General features: G+C 47.2%; 27 protein-coding genes. 4 read left to right on the top strand and 23 right to left on the bottom strand.

From position 1 onward, the window contains the following. Positions 1–18: 18 nt before the first annotated feature. Positions 19–1,065, bottom strand: coding sequence for an alpha/beta fold hydrolase (locus WH43_RS00940; protein ID WP_053422787.1), 1,047 nt, complete (start codon positions 1,063–1,065; stop codon positions 19–21). 3 nt (positions 1,066–1,068) lie between these two features. Beyond that, the gene (locus WH43_RS00935) at positions 1,069–2,085 is read right to left on the bottom strand and encodes a serine hydrolase domain-containing protein (protein ID WP_053422786.1); all 1,017 of its coding nucleotides are present in this window, start codon (positions 2,083–2,085) and stop codon (positions 1,069–1,071) included. 255 nt (positions 2,086–2,340) lie between these two features. Here WH43_RS00935 and WH43_RS00930 point away from each other — a divergent pair, with 255 nt between their 5' ends. Beyond that, positions 2,341–4,452, top strand: a complete 2,112-nt coding sequence (locus tag WH43_RS00930) for a winged helix-turn-helix domain-containing protein (RefSeq protein WP_053422785.1) — start codon at positions 2,341–2,343, stop codon at positions 4,450–4,452. Here WH43_RS00930 and WH43_RS00925 read toward each other — a convergent pair. The 10 genes from WH43_RS00925 to WH43_RS00885 form a co-directional block, all read right to left on the bottom strand. Then, positions 4,444–4,818, bottom strand: a complete 375-nt coding sequence (locus WH43_RS00925; RefSeq protein ID WP_053422784.1) for a nuclear transport factor 2 family protein — start codon at positions 4,816–4,818, stop codon at positions 4,444–4,446. The genes WH43_RS00930 and WH43_RS00925 overlap by 9 nt on opposite strands. Positions 4,819–4,891: 73 nt before the next feature. After that, the gene (locus WH43_RS00920) at positions 4,892–5,488 is read right to left on the bottom strand and encodes a flavodoxin family protein (RefSeq protein WP_053422783.1); all 597 of its coding nucleotides are present in this window, start codon (positions 5,486–5,488) and stop codon (positions 4,892–4,894) included. Then, positions 5,485–6,171 carry an EamA family transporter gene (locus WH43_RS00915; RefSeq protein ID WP_286049379.1) on the bottom strand — a complete coding sequence of 229 codons (687 nt, stop codon included), beginning with the start codon at positions 6,169–6,171 and terminating at the stop codon, positions 5,485–5,487. Before WH43_RS00915 ends, WH43_RS00920 begins: the two co-directional genes overlap by 4 nt. After that, positions 6,165–6,377, bottom strand: coding sequence for a hypothetical protein (locus WH43_RS20165; RefSeq protein WP_286049378.1), 213 nt, complete (start codon positions 6,375–6,377; stop codon positions 6,165–6,167). The genes WH43_RS00915 and WH43_RS20165 overlap by 7 nt, the downstream gene beginning before the upstream one ends. 110 nt (positions 6,378–6,487) lie before the next feature. Beyond that, positions 6,488–7,000 (bottom strand): GNAT family N-acetyltransferase, encoded by a 513-nt coding sequence (locus WH43_RS00910; protein WP_053422782.1) that lies wholly within the window; start codon positions 6,998–7,000, stop codon positions 6,488–6,490. After that, positions 7,001–7,423, bottom strand: a complete 423-nt coding sequence (locus WH43_RS00905; RefSeq protein WP_286049377.1) for a nuclear transport factor 2 family protein — start codon at positions 7,421–7,423, stop codon at positions 7,001–7,003. It lies immediately after the preceding gene. A 76-nt stretch (positions 7,424–7,499) separates the two neighbouring features. Next, entirely contained in the window at positions 7,500–8,591 is a 1,092-nt protein-coding gene (locus tag WH43_RS00900) for a phospholipase A (protein WP_053422781.1), read from the bottom strand. A 178-nt stretch (positions 8,592–8,769) separates the two neighbouring features. Continuing rightward, a complete protein-coding gene (locus WH43_RS00895; RefSeq protein WP_053422780.1) occupies positions 8,770–9,213 on the bottom strand; it encodes a GFA family protein in 444 nt (147 codons plus the stop codon). A 54-nt stretch (positions 9,214–9,267) separates the two neighbouring features. Then, positions 9,268–10,044: a PhzF family phenazine biosynthesis protein gene (locus tag WH43_RS00890; RefSeq protein ID WP_053422779.1), complete on the bottom strand. Its 777-nt coding sequence runs from the start codon at positions 10,042–10,044 to the stop codon at positions 9,268–9,270. 38 nt (positions 10,045–10,082) lie between these two features. Next, on the bottom strand, positions 10,083–10,553 hold the full coding sequence (locus WH43_RS00885) for a YehS family protein (protein WP_053422837.1): 471 nt from the start codon (positions 10,551–10,553) through the stop codon (positions 10,083–10,085). Positions 10,554–10,688: 135 nt separating this feature from the next. Between WH43_RS00885 and WH43_RS00880 the strand changes: the two genes are divergently transcribed. Both WH43_RS00880 and WH43_RS00875 read left to right on the top strand, forming a co-directional pair. Then, a complete protein-coding gene (locus WH43_RS00880) occupies positions 10,689–11,162 on the top strand; it encodes a LabA-like NYN domain-containing protein (RefSeq protein WP_053422836.1) in 474 nt (157 codons plus the stop codon). Positions 11,163–11,244: 82 nt separating this feature from the next. Beyond that, entirely contained in the window at positions 11,245–11,586 is a 342-nt protein-coding gene (locus WH43_RS00875) for a zinc ribbon domain-containing protein YjdM (RefSeq protein WP_053422778.1), read from the top strand. Between the two features lie 42 nt (positions 11,587–11,628). On the opposite strand, the gene WH43_RS00870 is transcribed toward WH43_RS00875, so the two are convergent. From WH43_RS00870 to WH43_RS00820, 11 genes are all read right to left on the bottom strand, one after another. After that, the gene (locus WH43_RS00870) at positions 11,629–12,354 is read right to left on the bottom strand and encodes a polysaccharide deacetylase family protein (protein WP_053422777.1); all 726 of its coding nucleotides are present in this window, start codon (positions 12,352–12,354) and stop codon (positions 11,629–11,631) included. Continuing rightward, entirely contained in the window at positions 12,347–13,222 is an 876-nt protein-coding gene (locus WH43_RS00865) for a sterol desaturase family protein (RefSeq protein WP_286049376.1), read from the bottom strand. The genes WH43_RS00870 and WH43_RS00865 overlap by 8 nt, the downstream gene beginning before the upstream one ends. Before the next feature lie 24 nt (positions 13,223–13,246). After that, the gene (locus WH43_RS00860) at positions 13,247–13,774 is read right to left on the bottom strand and encodes a GNAT family N-acetyltransferase (RefSeq protein WP_053422776.1); all 528 of its coding nucleotides are present in this window, start codon (positions 13,772–13,774) and stop codon (positions 13,247–13,249) included. Then, positions 13,771–14,184: a hypothetical protein gene (locus WH43_RS00855; RefSeq protein ID WP_286049375.1), complete on the bottom strand. Its 414-nt coding sequence runs from the start codon at positions 14,182–14,184 to the stop codon at positions 13,771–13,773. Before WH43_RS00855 ends, WH43_RS00860 begins: the two co-directional genes overlap by 4 nt. Positions 14,185–14,244: 60 nt before the next feature. Further along, positions 14,245–15,006 (bottom strand): SDR family oxidoreductase, encoded by a 762-nt coding sequence (locus WH43_RS00850; protein ID WP_053422775.1) that lies wholly within the window; start codon positions 15,004–15,006, stop codon positions 14,245–14,247. A gap of 56 nt (positions 15,007–15,062) precedes the next feature. Beyond that, positions 15,063–15,953 carry a 3-hydroxyisobutyrate dehydrogenase gene (gene mmsB, locus WH43_RS00845; RefSeq protein ID WP_053422774.1) on the bottom strand — a complete coding sequence of 297 codons (891 nt, stop codon included), beginning with the start codon at positions 15,951–15,953 and terminating at the stop codon, positions 15,063–15,065. Position 15,954: 1 nt separating this feature from the next. Further along, complete coding sequence (locus WH43_RS00840) at positions 15,955–17,106, bottom strand: enoyl-CoA hydratase/isomerase family protein (RefSeq protein WP_053422773.1); 1,152 nt, start codon at positions 17,104–17,106, stop codon at positions 15,955–15,957. A gap of 10 nt (positions 17,107–17,116) precedes the next feature. Continuing rightward, positions 17,117–17,887 (bottom strand): enoyl-CoA hydratase, encoded by a 771-nt coding sequence (locus tag WH43_RS00835; protein WP_053422772.1) that lies wholly within the window; start codon positions 17,885–17,887, stop codon positions 17,117–17,119. A 104-nt stretch (positions 17,888–17,991) separates the two neighbouring features. Beyond that, positions 17,992–19,149 (bottom strand): acyl-CoA dehydrogenase family protein, encoded by a 1,158-nt coding sequence (locus WH43_RS00830; RefSeq protein WP_053422771.1) that lies wholly within the window; start codon positions 19,147–19,149, stop codon positions 17,992–17,994. Positions 19,150–19,329: 180 nt separating this feature from the next. Further along, on the bottom strand, positions 19,330–20,826 hold the full coding sequence (locus WH43_RS00825) for a CoA-acylating methylmalonate-semialdehyde dehydrogenase (RefSeq protein ID WP_053422770.1): 1,497 nt from the start codon (positions 20,824–20,826) through the stop codon (positions 19,330–19,332). Positions 20,827–20,958: 132 nt separating this feature from the next. Then, the gene (locus WH43_RS00820; RefSeq protein WP_053422769.1) at positions 20,959–22,143 is read right to left on the bottom strand and encodes a thiolase family protein; all 1,185 of its coding nucleotides are present in this window, start codon (positions 22,141–22,143) and stop codon (positions 20,959–20,961) included. A gap of 268 nt (positions 22,144–22,411) precedes the next feature. Here WH43_RS00820 and WH43_RS00815 point away from each other — a divergent pair, with 268 nt between their 5' ends. Continuing rightward, positions 22,412–22,843, top strand: coding sequence for a MerR family transcriptional regulator (locus tag WH43_RS00815; RefSeq protein ID WP_286049374.1), 432 nt, complete (start codon positions 22,412–22,414; stop codon positions 22,841–22,843). Positions 22,844–22,897 lie beyond the last annotated feature (54 nt).

Genomic DNA, 22,897 nt, shown 5'->3' with positions numbered 1-22,897 from the left:
GGCTCAAGCACAGCCAGTTTAATTAGCAGAAAAATGCACTAGCACTTTGTCTAAAACCTGCTGACGAATATGATCCTGCTCAAATAAAAGTTCATGTTTTGCACCTTTGATCAGCTGTACACCACCGACACAGCCTGAATCCGCATTGCTTTCTAATGCTGCACAAAACTGCTGCTGAGCTGACGCCGACACTATGCTATCCAGTTCTGCCTGTAGCACCAACACTGGAATTTTGATCTTGTCTGTCTGCTGCTGCATATCAGGTAAAACAGCACAAGCTTGCTCCAGCCAGCCCCAGGTAGCACCTCCGAGTTGCAGCTGCGGGTTGTGCTGATATAAGTCCTGCATCCACTGGTAGCGCGGTTCTGATCCCGTCAGGTCATTACCAGCAAAAGGCCTCGCGCTATAGGCTTTATCCGCAAAACCAGCATAGCCTTCTGTGGAAAACAACGTAACTACACTGGCCAGACGGCAGGCATCGCTCTCGTCATAAAACAACTTACCATTGATACCATGCATAGGGGCGGACAAAGCCGCTTTTTGAAATACTTGCGGGTGCTGCTGTAAATACAAAGTACTGATAGCGCCGCCCATAGAATGCCCTAACAGATACAAGGACTGCTTTGCCGGCACTGTCGTCAGCACAACACGACTGATCAGCTGATGCATATCATCCACATACTGCTGAAAATCTTCGATATGACCTTTCTGTGGATTGTCAGTCAAACGGGTCGACAAGCCCTGCCCTCTATGGTCAAACATCAGTACCTGATAACCTTGCTGTATCAGCTCATACGCCAGTTCCTGATACTTCAGATAAGATTCGGTCCGACCGTTCACTACAACGACAGTCGCTTTTGGCTTTGTTGTGCTTTGTGCTGGTGACAGCACAACATAATGGATCTGACTACCGTCCTGCAATTTCAGCTGTTGTGGCTGTACATTCTGCCAAAAAGGGGCGATCTGCTGCTGATAACGCTGGCTAAAATCGTCTGCCCCCTGCAATTGAGCTGCAAATAAACTACCGGTCAGCGCGGCACAGACTAAAGAATACTTCAGTTTCATAGATCATCCTTTTTGATTTTGGCTCAGCACTCTGATCACTACTTCTCTTAAACTGTCGTGATAATAAACCGCTCTGGCAAAATCGGCCGGGTCCAGCGATTGATTCTCTAGCACGACCAATGTCAGTTGCTGTTTCGGAAAATGGTTAAATACCGAAACATAACCCGGAATATAACCTCCATGACTCCACTCGGTACCCGCCGCAGTTTCTGTCACCTGCATACCATAACCGTAATAGACCTCGCCCCATCGATGTTGACGCAGCACTCTGGGCCAGGTCATCTGCTGCACGCTGGTTTGACTCAACTCTTGCTGTATACATAAAGGCAATAATGCCACATCTGAGGCTGAAGCAATCAAACCACCACTAGGCTCGGCTTCAACCGGCATAAAACCGCGGATAGATTTCAGTTGCCCCTGATCTTCATGCCAGCCGTCACTGGCGCTGGACGCTTTGTCAGCAAAACCAGAATGATTCATCTGACATTGCAGCAAAAATTGCCTTGCTAAGTCAGCATAGGGAACTTTTGTGACAGCACTCAGAATATCCCCGAGCAACTGGAAATTTAAATTGTTATAACGAAACTGGCCATAGTGTTGCTGAGTACTCATATCGACCAGACCAGAGCTATGGCTCAACAAATCAGCTAGCCGCACTGAGCTCGCCCAGGGCTGTCGCAATTCAGGCAGATACAATTTTACCGGAGCCTGTAAATCCAAAGTACCTTTTTGTACCTGTTGCATCAGTAGAGCTGCGGTCAGCGTTTTACTGATGGAACCTGCGAAGAATGCAGTATTTTGATCAAAAGGCTCCCCTTGCGACGTGCGCCCCTGTTGATACTGCCATAAAATCTTTCTGCCTTGCATCAGTAGCGCTGTGCCCTGAAAAACAGGCCTGCCCGCTACCTTGGTCTTCGCCTGTTGTGTGAGCAATTCAACGTCTGATACTGAAAACACGGTACCAGTTGCCAGCAAAGAGCCTGAAAACAATAAACAAGGGATCACTAAAAATTTAAGCATAAGCGACTGAACTCTCGAACTAAACCATTGTGAAAACGCATTAAAATTCGCACAGAGTCTACCTTGGGCCCATAGTTTTGTAACCAGAATAAAGCCTGAGCTATTCTGTTCATGCCATAAAGTGTCAGAAAAGCCAGCTCGCAGAACGCTAGCTGACGCCTCTATCGAAAAATGCAGCAGGAATACAAGAGTTTCGGCTATTTTTGTGATAAAAAGCTTAGCCTTAAGCTAAGCCAGTTTGCGGATTTTTAGAATATGTCTGAACACCACTCCCCTCAGCGATTTTTGCTTGGTCAACTGACCCTTGACTGCTTCAGCCGCGAGCTTAGCTCTGCGACTGAAACTTTGACTCTGGAGCCGCAGGTCTTTCAGTTGTTATCCCTGTTTATCGACGCAGAGCAGCACCAGTTGAGCCGATTACAAATCACAGAGCAGTTGATGATCAGCGAAAGCACCCTGACTAAGTCTTTGTCTTTATTACGTAAGGCTTTTGCACAGTTAGATCCCCAAACAATCTATATTGAAACTTTACCCAAAGTAGGTTATCGGCTGTGCCAGACTGTAATACCTGATGTTATAACTGCAGCCGAAAAAACAACGGCACAGCATACTCACATGCATTCAGTGACAACTCCTGCACCTTCGCTTCAGCCGGCGGCGCTGCAACATACAGCACCACCACGCGCCGGAGTTAAAACAAAACTGATATTGGCTGTACTGTGGACGGCCCCTTTGTTGTTTTTTGTCCTGTGGTTTTTTATTACGCTCGCGCCTGCTCCCGAAAAATTACCAACCCCATATATCAACCCGCCTGTCCCCATCAGTACAGCACAAGGTATTGACTATGATCTGAGCCTGAGTAAAGACGGCACGACGTTGATGTATCTGTCCAAAGATGCAGAAAAAACCCAGCTGCTCCTGCAGCAGAATCCAGGGAAACCAAAGTTATTAGCTGAAGATAACGCGCTGTCTACCGCCGTGATCAGCCCTGACGGTTTGCAGGTGTTGTCGGTTAAACAAAACTCACAAGACTGCGTCGTCGAGTGGTTTATGCCGGAAAATCCACAACAGAAAAAAACCGTAGCGCAGTGCAGTACGGATGCAATGGTAAAAATTGCCTGGCAAAGCGATAGTAAGGGTTTTTACCTGCGTGACAGAGCAGACAAAACTCAACCTTACGCATTAAGCCGCTATCGATTAGATACCACAACCAAAGAGCAAGTGACCAGACCGCAGAGTGCAGAGAGCCCAACAGGTGACTTGGCTTTCGCCGAATCCGATGATGGTAAAACACTGGCCGTTGTGCGTGATTTACCACAGCAGCACAGCCAGTTATTGCTGCTCGATAGCAGCAGTTTTACTGTTTTGCAGCAAAAAAGTTTCCCCTTTCCGATCAGTAACATCGACTGGTTAGCCACTCACTTAGTCGTAAGCAAAGATGCCGAATTGCTGCAATACAACACCACCACTGATCAACTGGAGTTTTTATTTTATACAGGCCGGACCGTTCAGTCGCTTGCTGTGGTGAACCAACAGATTTACTACGCTGACTATGAGCAGGATGCTGATATCTGGCAGTATGATTTGGCAGCCAACACCAACAGAATTCGTATTGGTAGCAGTAAAGCCGATCTGATGCCTCGTGTGAATCATAAAGGGGATCTGGCCTTTTTGAGCAAACGCGGTGGCAAAGAACAGATCTGGTTGCAACCTGCTGGACAAAACGAATACCAACTGGCTGATGTACCGGGTTCTCCCGCCCTGGTCCGACTGCAATGGTCACCGGATGGCGAGTCACTGCTCTTTAGTAAAGACGGCGCATTATGGCAGTTGATGATTGCCTCAGGTCAAAGCCGTGTACTGGTTGCAGCGGATAAACAAGTGGACGTTGCCAACTGGATGACTGATGGTACAGGCATTATTTACAGCAGCAAACAAAGCGGCGACTGGCAGTTGTGGCAACTGGATTTGAACACCGCAAGCAGCACGCAGCTGACTCAACAAGGTGGTTACAGTGGCTATCGACTTGGTAACCAGCTGTATTTCAGTAAATTTCATCAGGACGGTTTATTTATGCTGACTATCGCCACAGGTGAGGAAGATCTGCTGATTGCCGACTTTGATAAAAGCAACGGGCTGAACTGGCGCTTATCTGATAGCAGCATCTATTATTACCAGCCGGATCAGGGCATTCGTCAGTATCAGTTACAAAGCAAAAATAACAGCCTGCTACTGGCCACGCCAGAGCGTTTTGTTGATCATTACGACATACAAAACCAGCAGCTGTTTTATGTCAAAGCAGGTCTACCCAAAGGTGATGTTTATAAAATTGAGCCTGTAGCAAGCAGCGACATCAACTCAAAATAATACAACCTCTCCGGCCTGAAACAGGGCTTTCACAATAAGGCCCTGTTTCACCTGATAACTACATAACATCTCCATCTGGCCGCGGCCTTCGGGAAAATTGCGTTGAATCACCTCATGATCAATCACCCACTCTCCCATCACCATACGCTTGAGTACGGTTGCTTTTAGATCGGGCTCTGTAAAACGCACACTGATGCGCTGACGCATCTGATCGTGGCCACTGGCCAATACGAAGCCATGAAAATCCAGCTGCACTGCGTCGGAGTGATAGCAGTCCAGCCAGGCTTTGATATCTTTGTTGTTATAAGCTTCCAGCTGCTTTTGCACCAACAGCTCTACTTCTGTTTGTTGAGTTAGGTGAGTCATCAGGATCCTCTTTGGTGATTAAACCCTGATGATCAGCAAAAGTGGCACAAAAGACCAGAGCAGCTTTGGAAACTCAGAGTTGCTGTACTCTCTCTATCTGCGTCGTTACAACCCTGAAGCGACGGACCAGACGAGCCACGCGCTGGCCCAGATAAAATGCAGTATGCAGATCCGGAGTTTCTATAGCACCATCCACTGCTCTGACAATCACCCCAGCCTGAGCTCCAAGCCGGTTGGGCGCTTTCCTGTCGCCAGCTCCAGCCAAATCCAGACCGGCCCAGAGCATACCCTGTTGGGCAGCTAAAATTTGTAAATAATGCAGGCTATGCAAAGTATCACCACAATAACCGGTTCCTACCGTAAAACCTGCTGCAATTTTATCTGCCCACAGCTGCTCTCCCCAGTACTCTCCCGCCGTTGCATCAGCAAAAGCTTTAAACTGTGCTGATACAGACCCCATAAAAGTAGGAGAGCCAAAAATCACCGCGTCGGCTCGATCAATTGCGTTGATCACCGTCCTGTTGTGATAACGTCCTTGCTCTATGTCTGCCGCTTCGATACGAAATAAGGCCGCTGTTACTTCAGGCACAGAATGACAACCATCAGCAACAGCCTCAGCCAATCGGGCAGTAGTACCTGTGACAGAGTGATACACAATAGCTACGTTCATGGGCGAACCTCTGTTGTTACAGGCGCCACTGCAGCTGTCATTTTATACTGCCCCAGCCAGACACCAGTCAGTACCAAAACCATACCGACACTTTGTAACCCGCTCAGTTGCTGATCCAACACTACTAAACCCAGTACAGTGGCACTTAACGGACTCAACAAGCTAAAACCTGTCACAGCACTGGCCGACATCCGCATGACACCACGCAACCAGAACACATAGGTCAGTCCTGTACCAATCAAACCTAACCAGAGATAACCCAGCACCTGAGTCAGGTTAATACTCTGCGGCAAGCTTTCGACACTCAAGGCTAAGGGTAATAAAAATAAGCCGCCTACGCTCAGCTGCCAACTGGTCAGGACCAGCGCATTGGCCGGAGGTTGCCATTTTTTGGTTAATAAAGTGCCACACGCCATAGCCAAGGCGCCACCAGCCGCGGCTATGATACCCAGACCATCCAGTTTCGCTGCAGGTCCCAGCACCAGAAGAGCCACACCCAGCATCCCTGATACAGCCGCAATCCAGCTGAGCCATGAAGTTCGGGCCCCGAGCACTGCCCAGCTTAACATCACCACCACCAAAGGTTGGATCGCCCCGACAGTGGCAGCCACTCCACCAGGTAAACGATAGGCAGCAACAAAAAGTAAAGCCTGAAATACCCCAATATTTAAAAAACCTAACAAAAAGATTTTTCCCCACCACCCCCGGCCGGTAGCTGGCGCAACCACAACAACATCAGCAGCCCGACAGGTAAAGTACGTAACGCAGCGGATAATAAAGGTACATCAGGGGGTAAAAACTCGGTGGTGACTACGTAAGTGCTGCCCCAAATCAAAGGGGCTAAAGCGGTTAACCAGGGATCATACCAACGGGATACAGCTGAACTCATTACAAAACACTCCTTTTACAGTGCTTAGTGCACAAATTTAAAATCTGGCGCCACTGTAAAAGCTCAAGCTAACTTGAGGTCAAGAAAAATTTAACTGATTTATTAATAATTTATAATTTCAGCCACATCAAATAACCAGCCACAGCCTGCCCCTGCACTATGGCCACCTGAGTAATGGTTTCCATCTGTTGAAAACCTGCTTTTCTCAGCACCCGCTCTGACGCAGAGTTTTCTGTTGAAACACAGGCAAATAAAATCATTAATCCCATTTGCTTTGACTGTTGGATCAACTGCTCCAAAGCAAAGCTGGCAACACCTTTTCCTGACCAGTGTTCAGCAATGCGGTAACCGACATAAGCAGATTTTGTTACCTGATCGATGTCTTTGAGATTGGCTCTGCCGATCAGCTCGTTGTCTGCACTAAAAACCAAAGTCGGCAATGCAAGCCCCTGCTGTTGTAGCAGCAAAAACTCAGCGATATGGTGCTGTACAGCGTCAGTCTGATAAAAATCCTCTGGCCTTGCTTCGATTTTTTGCTCAAAAAAGCTCTTGTGGGCTAATTCAAACTGAAGTACTGCATCAACATCCTCTGGCTGTAAAGCGCGGAGCCTATACTCAGACATTTAAACAGGCCCAGTCGCTGGCAGCACGGCTGTGCCCTGATGAAACACCATTTGCCAGCCCTGGCTATTGAGTTGCCATAAAGAGCTGCGTAGCGACACTTTGGTTTGCAGCTCGCCTGCTTTACGTAATTTGGCTTTGTAGAGCACCTGAGCCAGGTCTTTAGATAATAAACGCACTTCAAAATCAGAAGCTTCTACCCAAGGAGCCTGCTCTTCCGGCAGACGCTCCAGTACATGGGCCTTGCCAAAACGCACGCCGGACGCGGCTATCTCTTCAAAACCATTGGCCAGCAACTGGTTCAGCAGCTTTTTATTTCGTCTGGTTTCGGCATGTTGTAGTTGTAACTCCAAAGCAATAAGGTGTTCAGTTAAAGCTTGAGCTTGTTCAGATGTCACTTGAGTAAGCCTTTGATTCATAGTCATTTAGGTTTTCGCTTAGCTCGCCTAGCTAAGGCCATGTTTTAGGCCGCTAAGTTGCGGCCATAACAGAAGTTCGTAGTTAGAAATTAAATAACATGACTCCGAGTCCTATACTATTTTGCCGGAAGTTATAATCCAACAATGTTTCGCCATAACCGGAAAACAGTTGCAGGTGCCAGCGTAAACCATCGATTTTGCTGCTATCCACAGGATAAGTCAGATCCAACTGCCAGGAGCCACGGCTTAAGTAGGCAAAATCATTGCGCCAGGTTAGTTGCGCTGTGGCGTCACCTGGTAACCAGCTGGCACTGATTTCGTGACTGCCTATGTAATCGATTAAATCCGGGTTATCGTCTTCTTCGCCATTTTCTGAAATACGTTGGTTATAACGCCAGTTCAGACCAAACTCCCCCTTATCTATAGCTAAACCGCCGTAGACTTTATTCCAACTGCGCGACAAAGGCTTCGCCTGACCATTGGACTGATGAGCTATACCAAACTGCAGCATACGGACCTGCCAATCCCCAGGTAAATCGCCCCACTGCTCTGCAACAGGTACGACATAAATCAGTTCAGGTTGATAATCGGTATTACGAAAAGGAGCTGAGTCCTGATTATTCCATAGTTGCCACATCGAACGCTGGCTAAACGCAAACCATAAATCAGCACCAGGTAACAGAAACTCCGTCATCAGCTTAGCGCGTAAAGAAATTTGCAGCTTACTTTCCATCTGTTTGTAGTTTTCGCTCTCTTCTGCCTGACCACGGGTTGGGCTCTGTGGAGCTTTATTAATATTGGAGGTGATGTGAGCAGGCAAAAAGAAGTTGGGTTGGTAGGTACGAAATACAAAACGATCGCGTTTTTCTTCCGGGGTCAACTCCCAGTATTTTTGCATCACCGTTGCCACAGCAACAGGCTCCGCCGCCACCTCCGTTTCAATTGCCGCCTGAGGTTTAACTTCAACGTCCGCCTCGGCAGCCGCTGTTGCTGAGGTTTCCGTTTCTGTCAGTACTGTAGCTGTGGTGCCAAATATTCTGTCATAACAAGCTAAACGTTCATTGTTATCAAGAGTCCCCTGACAGACACTAACATCCTGAGCTGAGACGGCTACACTAACCGAGCCCAGTAAAAAAACGCCTGTCAGTCTGGTTAAGTTTGATGTTTTATTCACGCCCTCTCCCGTTCGCAAAAATAATGTACTGTTAGTATAAGAGTTAAATCTAAACAAAGACTTAATGACTAAGCCTTGATGGCTTGCCGTTGGCTCTACCGAGGATTTTCGGCTTAACTAAAGCATCAGCATCAATCTGCAGCCTGAGATCCATACCAGCTGTTTTCTTATGCTTCGCTCAATTTGATTCTTCGGCAAACAAAGCAAAAATCTCATCTCCCGTTAGTTCCGAAGTCTTGTTAGAAAAACAATACCAGTCCGGTTTTTGCTCAATAAAAATCTGATGATCGAACACCAGATCTTTTAACGGTCCAAACAAGCCTACAGGAATAAAGTACTGGCCATTTTGTTTCAACCGATAAAACAAATGAGTACCGCAGTTGTTACAAAAGCCTCGTTCGGCCCACTCCGACGAATGAAAACCAGAAATAAAACAAGCGCCGTCCAGTTTCACCTCTGTGCCGCAATCCAGAGTAAACAGCGGCCCACCCGACCATCTCTGGCAGTACTGACAATGGCAGGCTCCAGCACTTAATGCCACTCCTGTGGCTTTGATTTTTACCTTGCCGCATAAACAGTGGCCATGAATAGCCCCCTGCGTCTGGATCTTCGATGCCGACATAAAAAACCTCCCGATGCGTGGACAATATCAGCCTACTGGAATTATCTTTTGATGTTAAGTCATTGTTGATTCAGTCAGATAAGGACAAGGTACAGCTTGTGTCTTTAGATATAGTTGTTGCGACTTGATAAAAACAGCAAAATCGGCTGGTATCGCGGACAGTTGCTGTACCTTCAGCTCAGCCAAAGCAGTTTTCGCAGCCCAATAAGGCGCCAGCGAACACTGAGCTGAACCTGTTGCAATATCCTCATTTATTCCAATAGCAGGAGCAAAATAACGCAGCACATAGCTATCAGGCGCTCTGAAGGCCGTGACGATCAGCGCGTGTTGAGGGAGTTGGCGGATCTGCTGCATATCAGGCTGGAACTGCCTTACAGCCTGCTCATCAGGGAGGACCAGCACGAGATCACGGGTTTGAAAACACTCCACAGGCTGATAGGTGGTTAAAGCATAGGGTGTATTCACAGAAACTGAGCGCCATTGTGGTAATCGCATCACTAAAGCCTCAGCACTGGCTATCACCTCCAAATCACCACAGTCACTAAAAAACTGATAGTGGCCCGGCCCTTTTAGCTGACGTAATAAAGCTGCCGCCGCCAAAGTACCATGACCACAAAGGTTGATTTCTTGTTGGCAGGAAAACCAGCGGATTTGATACTGCTGAGGCTGAGCAGCAGGCACCACAAAAGCTGTGACCACCTGCTTGGCCTCATAAGCTATACGCTGCAATACATCAGTCTGTGGCCATTCACTGAATAAAGCACAAGCGGCCGGATTACCTTTTGACAGATCGTCGGTAAAAACTTTAAACAGATACAACGGCGCTTCCATGCCTTCGATCCTATCCCTTGTTTTTGACATCAAGACCTTTAGTCTTCAGCACTTTCGCGATATTTAATCTGCACTGCTTTGATAAAGTTTCGCAGAATTTGATCCTGACACTGGCGATAATGATGATGATCCGCACGGCGGAAAAAGGCGCTCAATTCTGGTTTACTGATGCGAAAACCAATATCTGTCATCATTTGCACTATGTCATCGTCTTTTAAATCCAGTGCAATTTTTAACTTACGGAAAATAATATTATTGTTCAGACGCTGCTCGGCTACGGGCTGCTCACCATCTTTGCGCCCTCTGCGTTCAATGATCAGGCCATTTAAAAAAGTAGCCAAAGTCACGTCATCACAAGGCTGAAAAGCTTCGTCTTCGTCTTTTTTCAGCCAGTCACTGACTTGGGCTCTGCTGGCCGTTAAACCGGCATGGGCAAATAAATTCATCATTTGTTGATCGCCAAAATCAAAGGCGTAACGTAAACGGCGTAAAACATCATTGTTATTCATAAAAATTCGCAAAGCGCTCCAGTCAAGTTGCTGACATTTTAACAGACACAAAGCGATGCCTGCTGATTTTCTTTCGCGGTTTCAAACAGATGCCATGTTATAGTCTTTTCAATCTTTATTTTGGCTTTGCTTTCTATGGAAAAAATCGCAGTTTTTGTCGATGTACAAAACATCTACTACACCACCAAGCAGGCCTATGGCCGCTCCTTTAACTACCGTAAGTTTTGGCAACTGTTGCAGCTTAGGGGCGAGATTAGCTACGCCTATGCCTACGCCATAGATAAAAAAGATGATCAGCAGATCAAGTTTCAGGATGCCTTGCGTCATATAGGTTTTGAAGTGAAACTCAAACCTTTTATTCAGCGCGCCGATGGCTCAGCCAAAGGGGACTGGGATGTCGGCATTACGATAGATGTTTTGACCTTAGCCGCCGAAGTCGACACTGTGGTTTTACTCTCCGGCGATGGTGATTTTGATTTGCTGTTGCAGGCTGTCTATAAACAACACGGGGTAGATACTGTGGTGTACAGCGTGCCGGGTTTAACAGCCCAATCGCTGCAACAAAGCTGTGCGCTGTGGCGGCCTATTGAGGCGGACTTACTGCTCTGAGGCTAAAAGCCCTGTAAAAAGTAGGGCCTTTCGGCTACAATGCCGGCCTTTTCAAGCCCTACAGCAATCAATCAGGAATACCATGAGCCAGTTACCCGCCTGTCCACAATGCAGCTCTGCATACACCTACGAAGATAACAACCTGCTGGTCTGCCCTGAATGTGGCCATGAGTGGTCAGCAACCGCCAGTGCAGATGCCGCAGAAGGCGACAAAGTGATCCGTGATTCGGCTGGCAATGTACTGCAGGACGGCGACACAGTGACTGTCATTAAAGATTTAAAAGTCAAAGGATCTTCGTTGGTGGTGAAGATTGGCACTAAGGTCAAAGGCATACGTCTTGTCGAAGGCGATCATGATATCGATTGTAAAATCGATGGTTTTGGCGCTATGAAGTTAAAGTCTGAGTTTGTCAAAAAGCAGTGATGTTAATACAGAGGGGCTCTAACCAGAGCCCTGTTTACCTGATTAGTGTTCTACTGCGGCCAGCTTTTCTGCAGCAAGCAAGTCAGATACCCTGACCATTTTATAACCTTTCTGTTTTAAGCCTTTGATAATCAGCGGTAATGCCGCTCGTGAGGCATCGTAGTTCTTGTACATCAGATGCAGCAACACAATAGAACCGGGCCGAACCTGCTCCAACACTTGCGCTGCCATAGTCTGTGGATCTTCAGAGTCCTCGTCAAAGGTCTCAGGCGCTATATCCCAAGTAATACTGGTTCTGTGGGTCTTTGCCAGATACCAGGGTAGCAATAGCAGTTTTTTACCATAAGGCGGCCGGAACAAAATCTCGCCTTGATAACCTGCATCGCGGATTTGCTGATCCGTGCCTTCAATTTCGCGGTTAATCTCGTCCAACGACATAAAGAGCATGCGCTGATGCGACCAGCTGTGATTGCCAAGCTGATGACCTGCGGCGACAATTTGTTTCGCCTGCGTCATATAACGCTGAGTCTCGGAGCCAGTGACAAAAAAGGTGGCTTTGACCTGATACAAATCCAGAAGCTGTAAAACACCGGCTGTATGATGTGGAGTTGGGCCGTCATCAAAAGTTAAAGCCACCAGTTTTTGTTCTGTGTCTACTTGGTAGATCAGCTCACCAAACAGCTGAAACGTCACGCTGGAAGACAGTTTCCACAGAGCAAAGAAAACAACGAACACCACCGCCAATAACTTCAGCACCAGTTTATTCACTACCTTCCAACTCCTTTCCCTGTTTTTTCTTGTTCGATACACACAATTCAGAAAAGGCTTCTGGTGGACCAAACAGCAGTTTATGTTTATTACGCCAGCCTTTAAGCTGTGGCCATAACAAGACTATTTTGCGCCATTCATAAAACGTAATAGTGATGGGATTATTCGACTGAAAATCGTCGGTGATACCATAACGACAAGCTTCGTCTTCTGGTACAAAAGTGCCAAAAAGTCTGTCCCAGATAATTAGAACACCGGCATAGTTACGGTCTATATACTGGGGATTGCAGGCATGGTGCACGCGATGCCAGGCAGGCGTATTCAGCACTAAGCCCAGAATGCCCCAGTGTTTACCCGACTGGGTGTGGACAAAAAACTGAAAGGCTAAATTAATGGCCACAACAGCCAACACCAGTTGCACCTCAAAACCCAGTAAAACCAGAGGCAACCAGAATAACCACATACCAGAAATAGGGTAAGTTAAAGACTGGCGAAAAGCCGTGCTGAAATTCATTAAACGCGAACTATGATGCGCCACATGAGAAGCCCATAACCAGCGCACTCTGTGCGAGCAGCGGTGAAACCAGTAATACAAAAAGTCTTGGGCGATAAAAAGTACAAACAAATTCAGCGCCGAAAATTCAATAGAAAACAAGGCGAATTGTGATAACCATAACATCAGCGGCAACAGCACCAGCAACGCAATAAAATCACCGGCCTGATGCAAAGCGGCTAAAGCAAAGTTAGCGGCGGTATCGCGCCATTGGTACAACGCCTTGCCACGTTTTTCGCTATGGAGCCATTCAAAAGCAATAAAGATGAAAAAAATCGGGCTCAGCAGCAACAAAATAAATTCTACCGGGATCACACTGGTACTCCTGTGCCGTCATTTTTAAGCTGTTTTTTTGTAAATTAGATCTACAAAAAACTTATCACCTATCTGATAACCATTATGCTGACGTTCGACCAGGTGAAAACCACATTTTTCCAGTACCCGGCCTGAGCCCACATTGCCTTCGGTGACCAAAGCCTGCCACTGCTTGATACCCAGTGTAGCCCCATACTCCAGGCAGGTTTTTAACGCCAAAGTCGCATAACCTTTGCCAAAAAACTCTGGTAAAAACAGATAACCCACTTCGGCGGTTAAAGGCACATCAACATCTAGATCCAGGCAATGAAAACCACACACTCCTGTTGCAGCACCACTTTGTTTTTCTACAACCACCAAACTCAACCAATGCAGAGCACCGGCTTGCCAGGGTTGTAACCTCTCCTCAAAACGCTGACGAATTTGCTGTTCAGAAAAAGGATCTGCCACATACTGCAGCACTTGCTCATGACGATGCAGCTCAAGGAATAATGGCCAATCAGCTTCAGTCAGCAAACGCAGTTGTAAGGTGCCAGCATCGAGCGGTGTCATGCTTTCGCCTTTGGTTCTGGTTTCGTATTGTGGTTTGGCTGCTCTTGTTGAGTGCCTTGTTGATAGTCCCAGATCCCCTGCTCTTCCACTAAAACTCTGCCTGAACGGCCGATCACCTGTAATAAACCCGACTCATGCACCAGATAACGGATTCGGCCATTCTTGAACTGATAGCCTAAAAAACGACAGGGCGTAACGCCATCAGCACACCAACTATGCCAGGCCGTGCCCTTTAATTCGATGCTGGCACCCGATACTTTAGAAGTACCTTTGTACAGCACCTGTTGGCACTGCACTTCACCTTCAGGACAAAGTTGCTGAATTTCAACGGTGTAATTCGGGGTATCCAGTTGCTGTGCAGAGATAAAAGCAGAGGCCAAAAGCAGCAAAGGCAGGAGAATAAGTTTCATCGGTGAGATCCTGTAACCAGATTTTATAAAGGCAGAGTTTATCACTCTGCCTTTATAAAGTTACATACTAATACCGCCATCCACTTCAACGACACGGCCGGTAAAGAAGTCATTTTCAAAGATGTATTTCGCAGTGTGCGCGATTTCTGCGGCCTCACCTAAACGGCCAACCGGTTTCATCGCGACTAAACGATCACGGGCTTCAGGTTTCATCGCGTCGGTCATCGCTGTGCGGATCACACCTGGTGCTATAGCGCCCACACGAATGCCGTAACGGCCTAATTCACGGGCCCAGGTTACTGTCATCGCCACCACTCCAGCTTTAGAGGCTGCATAGTTGGTTTGGCCCATATTGCCGGAGCGGGCTACGCTCGACATATTGATAATCACCCCTTTACAGCCTGATTTCACCATTAAAGCGGCGGCTTCACGGCCACACAAAAACACGCCTGTTAAATTCACGTCAATCACAGACTGAAACTGTTGATGCGACATTTTGCTGACCAGTTCGCCGTCTTTAAATTTCAGCAATAAACCGTCACGCAAAATACCAGCGTTGTTAATCAGGCCATCTATAGTGCCAAAATCTGCTGCAATAGCGGCAAAAGTCGTTTCGACACTTTCTTCATTGGCGACGTTACAGACATAAGTACGCACTGTCACACCAGTAGCCGACAATTCAGCCTGAGCTGCGTTTAATTGTTCTGCATTCATATCCAGCAAAGCTAAATGAGCACCTTCAGCGGACAACATCCGGGCCATTTCTAAACCCAGGCCCTGAGCACCACCTGTCACTACTATTGTTTTATCTTTTAAATTCATTTTCTTATTACCTGCAAAACCTGCATGCTCTCTATAAACAGTCCGCCTCAGAACTCTTAGTTCTTTTTGGCAAACATCTGAAAAATACCTGAGAAATCTTCTTTACCGTGGCCCTGACGCTGATGCGCCACATAAAGGCTACGGGCTAAAGTGCCCATAGGTGTACTGGACTGGCTGGATAAAGCGGTTTCTGTAGCTAAAGACAAATCTTTTGCCATTAAATCCACCATAAAGCCCCCCTGATAACCATTGCTGGACGGTACATTTGGCATCACATCAGGACATGGGTTATACAGCTCTAAAGTCCAGTTGCGGCCTGAGCTTTTCAGCATAATGTCAGATAACACTTTGGGATCCAAACCATTATCTATCCCCAGTTGCAGCGCTTCACTGGTGCCGACCATTAAGACAGACAACAGCATATTGTTGCAAATTTTCGCAACCTGACCTGCGCCTACATCGCCGGCATGAAACAGGTTTTTGCCCATAGCAGACAACACACTCTGAGCACGGTTAAAGTTTTGCTCTGAACCACCGACGATAAAGGTCAAGGTACCAGCTTTGGCACCACCAACACCGCCTGAGACAGGGGCATCGATAAAAGCTATCCCCTGCGCTGCCAGTTCTGCACCCACTTTACGGGCTGTGGTCGCATCAATAGTAGAGCAATCAATGACTAGTGCGTCTTTGCGAAGAACTGAAGCTATGCCTGTTTCGCCTGTATAGGTCATAGCGACATGTTTACCTGCTGGCAGCATGGAAATCACAAAATCAGCAGCTGTGGCCGCTTCTGCTGCAGAAGTACAGGCTTTAGCACCCTCAGCTGCCAGCTGAGCTAAAGCAGTTTCGGATAAATCAAAAGCCTGAACTTTAAAACCCGCTTTGAGCAGGTTGCTGGCCATAGGGCCGCCCATATTGCCTAAACCAATAAATGCAACTGTACTCATGTTAATGCTCCAATGAACCTAAATGTTGTAATGGGTGTAAGTCAGCGGCCCATGGCGAATGAAACAGCTGATTAATCACATCAGCAGGCACGTCAGACACAGTTTTATAACGCCAGTTTGGCTTTTGATCTTTGTCGATCAGCAGTGCCCGCACCCCTTCGGTAAATTCACCCAGTTTGCCGCACTGCACACTTAAGCCCAGCTCCAGCCGGAACGAGTCCGCCAGTATTTTGCTTTGGCCAAGCTCTAACAACCGGTAGACAATATGGGCTGTGATAGGGCTGCCGTACTGCAACGAAGCCTTGGCTTTGGTCAGCCAGGCATCTTCGTTTGGCATAGCCAGAATCAGCTCCACAGCCTGCTGCAGCGAGGTGGCACGACCTACAGCACTGATCGACGCCTGATGCAAACGGATTTGACTTGGGGGCATTTGACTGCGGCACATGTCTTCCATGCCGAGTAATAAGTCCGTCAGCTTTTGATGATTCAGCGCTATGGTATTGCCCCATTTCACCTGAGTTAATTTATCCAGCACAGTAGCTTTTTTATCATGAGTTAAAAAATGATCGGCTAAATCAATCAATTTGGCATCAGCTGAATTGATGGAGGCACCTGTTAAACCGAGGAATAAACCGCAACCTTCTGGCATACGGTTTAAAAACCAGCTGCCACCGACATCTGGGTATAAACCTATGGCCATCTCTGGCATCGCAATACGGCTGCTGGCTGTGACTATACGATGTGACGCACCCGCCATCAGGCCTAAACCGCCGCCCATCACTATGCCATTACCCCAGACCAGCACAGGCTTGTCGAAGGTATGGATTAAATAATCAAGATTGTATTCTTTAGTAAAAAAGTCTTCGACATAAGGCTGGTAGGTATCAGGGGCTGCTTTCATCGCCTGATACAAATCGCGGATATCTCCGCCGGCACAAAAGGCTTTATCGCCAGCGCCCTGCAGTACAACCAAAGCGATATTGTGGTCGTTTTTCCATTGCTGCATTTGTGGCAGCAAGAGTTCGACCATTGGCAAACTCAACGCATTCAGCGATTTTTCTGAGTTTAAAGTGGCGATACCGATAATTTTACCACCGACACAGGCGATTTCTTCAAACAGCACAACATCCTGCGGGTTCGTAGCTTCAGTCATGTTTTGTACCTTATCCGTTAATCCAGCTGGCTTTACGTTTTTGTAAAAAAGCCTGCACACCTTCCACCTGATCTTTGGTATCAAATAACTTCACAAACAGTTCACGCTCTAAAGGCAAGGCACTTTGTACAGGCGCGCTACGCCCCTTTTGGATCAGTTGCTTACAGGCAGCCACTGCAGGCGGGCTTTGCTCCGCTACTTTATCTGCCAGCAGTAAAGCCGCTTCCAGCGCCATGCCAGTGCCTACCACTTCTTCGACTAAACCTATCTGTAAGGCCTTGTCTGCGGTTAAACGTTCCCCACAGAGGATCATACGTTTAGCCCAGCCTTCGCCAACCAATATCGCCAGATTCTGAGTACCACCTGCGCAAGGTAATAAACCGACTTTGGCTTCAGGTAAAGCCATTTGCGCCTGAGTTTCAGCGATACGGATATCACAGGCTAAGGCGACTTCAAGACCACCGCCCATGGCATAACCATTAATGGCGGCAATAGAGACGCCACGAAAGGCAGTTAAGGTTTCAAAGGCTTCACCAAAAATGGCAGACATATCAGCAGCGACAGCTTTGTCACCAGAGGCAAACAGGTTTAAATCAGCACCAGCAGAGAAGAATTTTTCACCTTCACCTGTGATCACCAGGGCATAAATAGTTTTATCCTGCTCCAAAGATTTCACCGCATCACATTGCGTCAAGGTCTCTTTGGTCCAGGTATTGGCAGGAGGATTTGCCATGGTAATTAAAGCGGTATGGCCGCGTTTTTCGAGTTTGAGTTGTGCCATAAAATCTCCATTTTTACCGGTCTTTTATTAACTAATACCGGTTAGCTTTAATCTTTAAATTAGACAAAGCAGGCCAAAAACCTGCTTTGTTTGGGGGCATAAAGTTACAGGATCTCGTTTGCTGCTTCATCCAGTAACCGTCGACCAATGATCAAGCGCATAATTTCATTAGTGCCTTCCAATATCTGGTGCACCCGAACATCACGGAAATGACGCTCCAGCGGGTATTCTTTGATGTAACCATAACCACCGTGCAGTTGCAGTGCCTGGTCACACACCTGGAATCCCACATCTGTGGCAAAACGTTTGGCCATAGCACAATAGGCGGTTTTTTCCGGATCATCAGCATCCAGTTTAAAAGCCGCTAAACGCACTAACTGACGCGCCGCTACCAATTCTGTTGCCATATCAGCCAGTTTAAACTGCAAGGCTTGAAAGGCGGCCAGTGGTTTACCAAACTGCTGACGCTCCAGCATATAGTTACGGGCTGTGTTTAAAGCTTGTTGCGCTGTACCAATAGAGCAAGTCGCAATATTAATACGGCCGCCGTCTAAGCCTTTCATCGCAAAACTAAAACCCTCACCTTCATTGCCGAGCAGGTAATGCGCTGGGATACGTACATTGTCAAAAGTAATTAAGCGGGTTGGTTGGGCATTCCAGCCCATTTTTTCTTCGGCTTTGCCATAAATCACGCCTTGTGCATCTGCAGGTACGATAAAAGCGGAGATGCCTTTAGGGCCAGCTTCACCGGTGCGCGCCATTACCACTAATACTTCTGTTTCGCCAGCACCAGAGATAAACATCTTGGAGCCGTTCAGCACATAGTGATCACCGTCTTTTTTCGCACTGGTGCGCAAAGACGCTGCATCAGAACCTGACCCTGGTTCAGTTAAACAATAAGACGCCAGCTTTTCGCCTGTGACTAACTCTGGGCACCACTGGGCTTTCGCATCTTCCGTGCCCCAGCTTGCTATCATCCAGGTGGCCATATTATGGATGGTTAACATGGCCGTTGTTGCAGTACAGCCCATCGACAGCTGTTCAAAAATAATGCTCGAATCTAAACGGGATAACCCCATACCACCTTGTTCTTCCGGCGTGTATAAAGAACAAAAACCTAACTCACCGGCTTTTTGGATCACATCTTTTGGAAAATGATGATCCCGGTCCCATGCCGCGGCATGTGGAGCCAGCTCTTGTTCAGCGAATTGTTTGGCGACCTCAACAAAGGCCTTTTGATCGTCTGTTAAATTAAAATTCATCACATCACCCTGAGGTTGGCAGTAGAGCCGTGTCTATCGCACTTTAATAGCTCTGCCGCTTTGGTCTTCATGCATTTATACGCATTTGGTCTGGCTTGGTTGTTTGCCTTAAGGCTTTTTTCTAATACTTTGTTAAACAAGCGTTCTGCTTTAACACAGAACGCTTTTATACCGCTCTACTTAACGTAGGTTAATCGACATATTTGGGCCTGACACCGGAATAGAGTCATCAAACCAACGGGCTGTGATAGTTTTGGTTTCTGTGTAGAAACGCACAGCTTGTTTACCATAAGCATGTTGATCGCCGTAGAATGAGCCTTTCCAGCCCGTGAACGAGAAAAATGGCAGAGGCACAGGAATTGGAATATTAATACCGACCTGACCTACTTCAATTTCATGCTGATATTTACGGGCTGCAGCGCCGCTGGCGGTAAAAATAGAAGTACCGTTGCCGTATGGGCTGTTGTTGACAAGCTCAATGGCTTCATCCAAAGAAGCTGCGTTCACAGTCGCGAGCACTGGGCCAAATATTTCTTCTTTGTAGATAGTCATGTCAGGAGTCACGTCACTGAATACGGTAGGACCGACCCAGTTGCCATGTGGATAACCAGCAACTTTGACATCTGAGCCATCCACTAAACAAGTGGCACCTTCGACTTTGCCTTGTTCGATTAACGACAAAATACGGGCCTTAGCTTGCGGACTAATTTGTGGGCCGTAGGCCGCTTCAGGATCTGTATACACACCAGGGCGAACTTTGGCGATAGCAGCTGCTACTTCAGGGATCCACTGCTGCGAATCACCCACAAAAACAGCCACAGAAATAGCCATACAACGCTGACCTGCAGCTCCGACTGAAGCACCAACTAAGGCATTAATTACTTGTTGTTTATTGGCATCTGGCATGATGACCATATGGTTTTTCGCACCAGCAAAGGCCTGTACGCGTTTTAAATGATCGGTGCCGGTTTTATAGATGTACTGGCCCACATTGACAGAACCCACAAAAGAAATCGCTTTGATGTCCGGGTGACGTAATAACACATCCACCTGCTCTTTATTGCCATGCACCACCTGCAGCACACCAGCTGGTGCGCCAGCTAAAGCAAAAAGCTCAGCGATTTTATTCACTGTCATTGGGTCTTGTTCAGAGGGTTTTAGAATAAAAGTGTTACCGCAGGCGATAGCCATTGGGAACATCCACAGCGGGATCATAGCCGGGAAGTTAAATGGCGTAATGCCAGCACAAACCCCTAAAGGCTGAATATAACTGTAGGTGTCAATGCTGCGCGCTACGTTTTCAACAGTCTCGCCCATCATTAACGAAGGAATATTAGCGGCTTGTTCAACCACTTCAATACCACGCCAGACATCGCCTTTGGCATCTTCCACTGTTTTGCCTAATTCACGGCAAATAATGTCAGCGATTTCAGCCTGATGTTCTTTTAATAAATGCGCAAAACGCATCATTAAACGGGCACGTTCTGACACCGGCACTTCTTTCCAGCTTTTAAAGGCTTCTTTGGCTGAGGCAATAGCAAAAGCCATTTCTTCTGCTGTAGTGCAAGGCACCTGAGCTATCACGTCCTGAGTGGCAGGATCTGTCACCGGAATAAAACGCTCGGACTTGGACGGGACAAATTCACCGTTGATAAATAACTGAACCTGATGGGCCATTAATACGTCTCCCCTATTGCTGGTCATGTCTGTTTTAAACACAACCTTTGATTAAACCTGTTGATTTAAATATATTTTTTATTAAATTCTTCTAAGCAAAAGACGCAGTTTTTACCGCGCCTTTTTTATTTATTACGGCAGCTCTACCGCTAAAGCCACAGCTTCGCCACCACCTATACATAAAGTAGCGATACCACGTTTTAAGCCACGCGCTTTTAACGCATGAATTAAAGTCACCAGAATACGGGCACCTGAAGCACCTATAGGATGACCCAGAGCACAAGCGCCACCGTTTACGTTGACTTTGTTGACATCCAGTTTCAGCTCTTTAATCGCCAGCATAGTCACCATGGCAAAAGCTTCGTTAATTTCCCACAGGTCCACATCGGAAGTTGTCCAGCCTAATTTGGCTAACAGCTTAGTCACAGCCCCCACTGGCGCAACAGTGAAAAGCTCTGGTTCCTGCGAATGCGTGGCATGGCCCACCACATGAGCCAATACAGTTTTGTTTTGCGCTTTGGCATCCTCTGCACACATCAAGACTAAAGCTGCAGCGCCATCAGAAATAGAACTGGAGTTAGCCGCTGTGATAGTGCCATCTTTAGCGAAAGCTGGTTTTAGTGTAGGAATTTTGTCGACTTTGGCATTGCCAGGTTGCTCATCTGTGGCAAAGGTCACTTCGCCTTTACGGGTCTGGAAAGTCACAGGAGTGATTTCTTCAACAAAAGCGCCAGAGCTTATCGCTTGCTGCGCACGTGTTAAAGACAACACAGCGTAGTCGTCCATCTGAGCGCGGCTGAAATCATGCTCGTCAGCCGTTTTCTGGGCAAAACAGCCCATGGCTTTACCATCGTAAGCGTTTTCCAGACCATCCAGCATCATATGATCTTTCACTTCAGCATGGCCCATGCGCATACCGGCACGAGCTTTTGGCAGAATATAAGGAGCGTTTGACATAGACTCCATGCCACCTGCCACTACGACTTCAGCAGAACCGGCACGCAGTAAATCGGTCGCTAACATCACAGATTTTAAACCTGAGCCACAGACTTTATTAATAGTGGTCGCACCGGCAGATAAAGGTAAACCTGCTTTTAACGTCGCCTGACGAGCCGGAGCCTGGCCTAAACCAGCGGGTAAAACACAACCCATAATGACTTCGCTAACCGTGGAGCCATCAATAGCAGCTTGCTCTAATGCCGCTTTAATAGCTTGTGCGCCTAAATCCGTGCTGCTGACGTCAGATAAGCCACCTAAAAATCCACCCATTGCCGTTCTTTTGGCTGCCACTATGGCAATTTTTTCGTGCTGCGCCATGTTCATTTCTCCGTCGTTCAGAAGCATGATGAAAAGTTGGGCCACACACTACACCAAATTTACGTTTACGCCAACGTCAACCGCCTAACACTATGGTCCTATGACCAGTGAAAGGTTCAGAAAAATACACGCTCTGTAGCCGTCTTTTGGCACCTTAACTTTACAAAGCGCTAGTCCAACCTGCCGCCAGCCCTTATTTGACGCCAACACAGCTTTACCTTTACGTAAACTTCACTTATAGTTGTCGCCACTTTACCGGAAGGCCACTATGACCGTTCAAGCGACTGCCCAAATGATAGAAAAAGACGACAAAACCTACAGCATCAGCGAGCTGGCAAAAGAGTTTGATATCACCACCCGTAGTATTCGTTTTTACGAAGACCAGGGCTTATTAACACCGTTACGGCAGGGTCAAACTCGTATTTACAGCCGCAGAGACAGGGTGCGACTAAAACTTATTTTGCGCGGCAAACGACTGGGCTTTAGCTTGTCAGAAACAGGCCAGTTATTTGAACTCTACGATGCAGATAAAAGTAGCGTGACTCAATTGAGCACCATGCTGAAACTGATCGAACATAAAAAAGCTGAGCTGCACCAGCAGATGGATGATATCAAAGTGGTGTTGATGGAATTAGTGACAGTAGAAAAACGCTGCCGCGAAACCCTGGATCAGGCCAAGCAAGTCAAAGAACCGAATTAATTAAAAACAAACTCAAATCAAACAGCTTCCAAAGTAGTTGGCGTTGCAGTCAGG

It is taken from the genome of Rheinheimera sp. KL1, from assembly GCF_001275035.1.
GTDB classification, from domain to species: Bacteria; Pseudomonadota; Gammaproteobacteria; order Enterobacterales; family Alteromonadaceae; genus Pararheinheimera; species Pararheinheimera tangshanensis.
The sequence above is the reverse complement of the archived record's forward strand: the minus strand, read 5'-3'. Positions and strand labels throughout refer to the sequence as shown.

Excerpts from the sequence above, each read along its gene's own strand:
- WH43_RS00825 (WP_053422770.1), bottom strand. The coding sequence starts at position 20,826 with ATGGCCCATCAGGTTCAGTTATTTATCAACGGTGAATTTGTCCCGTCC.
- WH43_RS00890 (WP_053422779.1), bottom strand. The coding sequence starts at position 10,044 with ATGGAAGCGCCGTTGTATCTGTTTAAAGTTTTTACCGACGATCTGTCA.
- WH43_RS00850 (WP_053422775.1), bottom strand. The coding sequence starts at position 15,006 with ATGAATTTAAAAGATAAAACAATAGTAGTGACAGGTGGTGCTCAGGGC.
- WH43_RS00905 (WP_286049377.1), bottom strand. The coding sequence starts at position 7,423 with ATGACTATGAATCAAAGGCTTACTCAAGTGACATCTGAACAAGCTCAA.
- WH43_RS00910 (WP_053422782.1), bottom strand. The coding sequence starts at position 7,000 with ATGTCTGAGTATAGGCTCCGCGCTTTACAGCCAGAGGATGTTGATGCA.
- WH43_RS00880 (WP_053422836.1), top strand. The coding sequence starts at position 10,689 with ATGGAAAAAATCGCAGTTTTTGTCGATGTACAAAACATCTACTACACC.
- WH43_RS20165 (WP_286049378.1), bottom strand. The coding sequence starts at position 6,377 with ATGAGTTCAGCTGTATCCCGTTGGTATGATCCCTGGTTAACCGCTTTA.
- WH43_RS00815 (WP_286049374.1), top strand. The coding sequence starts at position 22,412 with ATGACCGTTCAAGCGACTGCCCAAATGATAGAAAAAGACGACAAAACC.
- WH43_RS00830 (WP_053422771.1), bottom strand. The coding sequence starts at position 19,149 with ATGAATTTTAATTTAACAGACGATCAAAAGGCCTTTGTTGAGGTCGCC.
- WH43_RS00930 (WP_053422785.1), top strand. The coding sequence starts at position 2,341 with ATGTCTGAACACCACTCCCCTCAGCGATTTTTGCTTGGTCAACTGACC.
- WH43_RS00885 (WP_053422837.1), bottom strand. The coding sequence starts at position 10,553 with ATGAATAACAATGATGTTTTACGCCGTTTACGTTACGCCTTTGATTTT.
- WH43_RS00895 (WP_053422780.1), bottom strand. The coding sequence starts at position 9,213 with ATGTCGGCATCGAAGATCCAGACGCAGGGGGCTATTCATGGCCACTGT.
- WH43_RS00860 (WP_053422776.1), bottom strand. The coding sequence starts at position 13,774 with ATGACACCGCTCGATGCTGGCACCTTACAACTGCGTTTGCTGACTGAA.
- WH43_RS00935 (WP_053422786.1), bottom strand. The coding sequence starts at position 2,085 with ATGCTTAAATTTTTAGTGATCCCTTGTTTATTGTTTTCAGGCTCTTTG.
- mmsB (WP_053422774.1), bottom strand. The coding sequence starts at position 15,953 with ATGAGTACAGTTGCATTTATTGGTTTAGGCAATATGGGCGGCCCTATG.
- WH43_RS00840 (WP_053422773.1), bottom strand. The coding sequence starts at position 17,106 with ATGACTGAAGCTACGAACCCGCAGGATGTTGTGCTGTTTGAAGAAATC.
- WH43_RS00835 (WP_053422772.1), bottom strand. The coding sequence starts at position 17,887 with ATGGCACAACTCAAACTCGAAAAACGCGGCCATACCGCTTTAATTACC.
- WH43_RS00875 (WP_053422778.1), top strand. The coding sequence starts at position 11,245 with ATGAGCCAGTTACCCGCCTGTCCACAATGCAGCTCTGCATACACCTAC.
- WH43_RS00940 (WP_053422787.1), bottom strand. The coding sequence starts at position 1,065 with ATGAAACTGAAGTATTCTTTAGTCTGTGCCGCGCTGACCGGTAGTTTA.
- WH43_RS00820 (WP_053422769.1), bottom strand. The coding sequence starts at position 22,143 with ATGGCGCAGCACGAAAAAATTGCCATAGTGGCAGCCAAAAGAACGGCA.
- WH43_RS00855 (WP_286049375.1), bottom strand. The coding sequence starts at position 14,184 with ATGAAACTTATTCTCCTGCCTTTGCTGCTTTTGGCCTCTGCTTTTATC.
- WH43_RS00925 (WP_053422784.1), bottom strand. The coding sequence starts at position 4,818 with ATGACTCACCTAACTCAACAAACAGAAGTAGAGCTGTTGGTGCAAAAG.
- WH43_RS00920 (WP_053422783.1), bottom strand. The coding sequence starts at position 5,488 with ATGAACGTAGCTATTGTGTATCACTCTGTCACAGGTACTACTGCCCGA.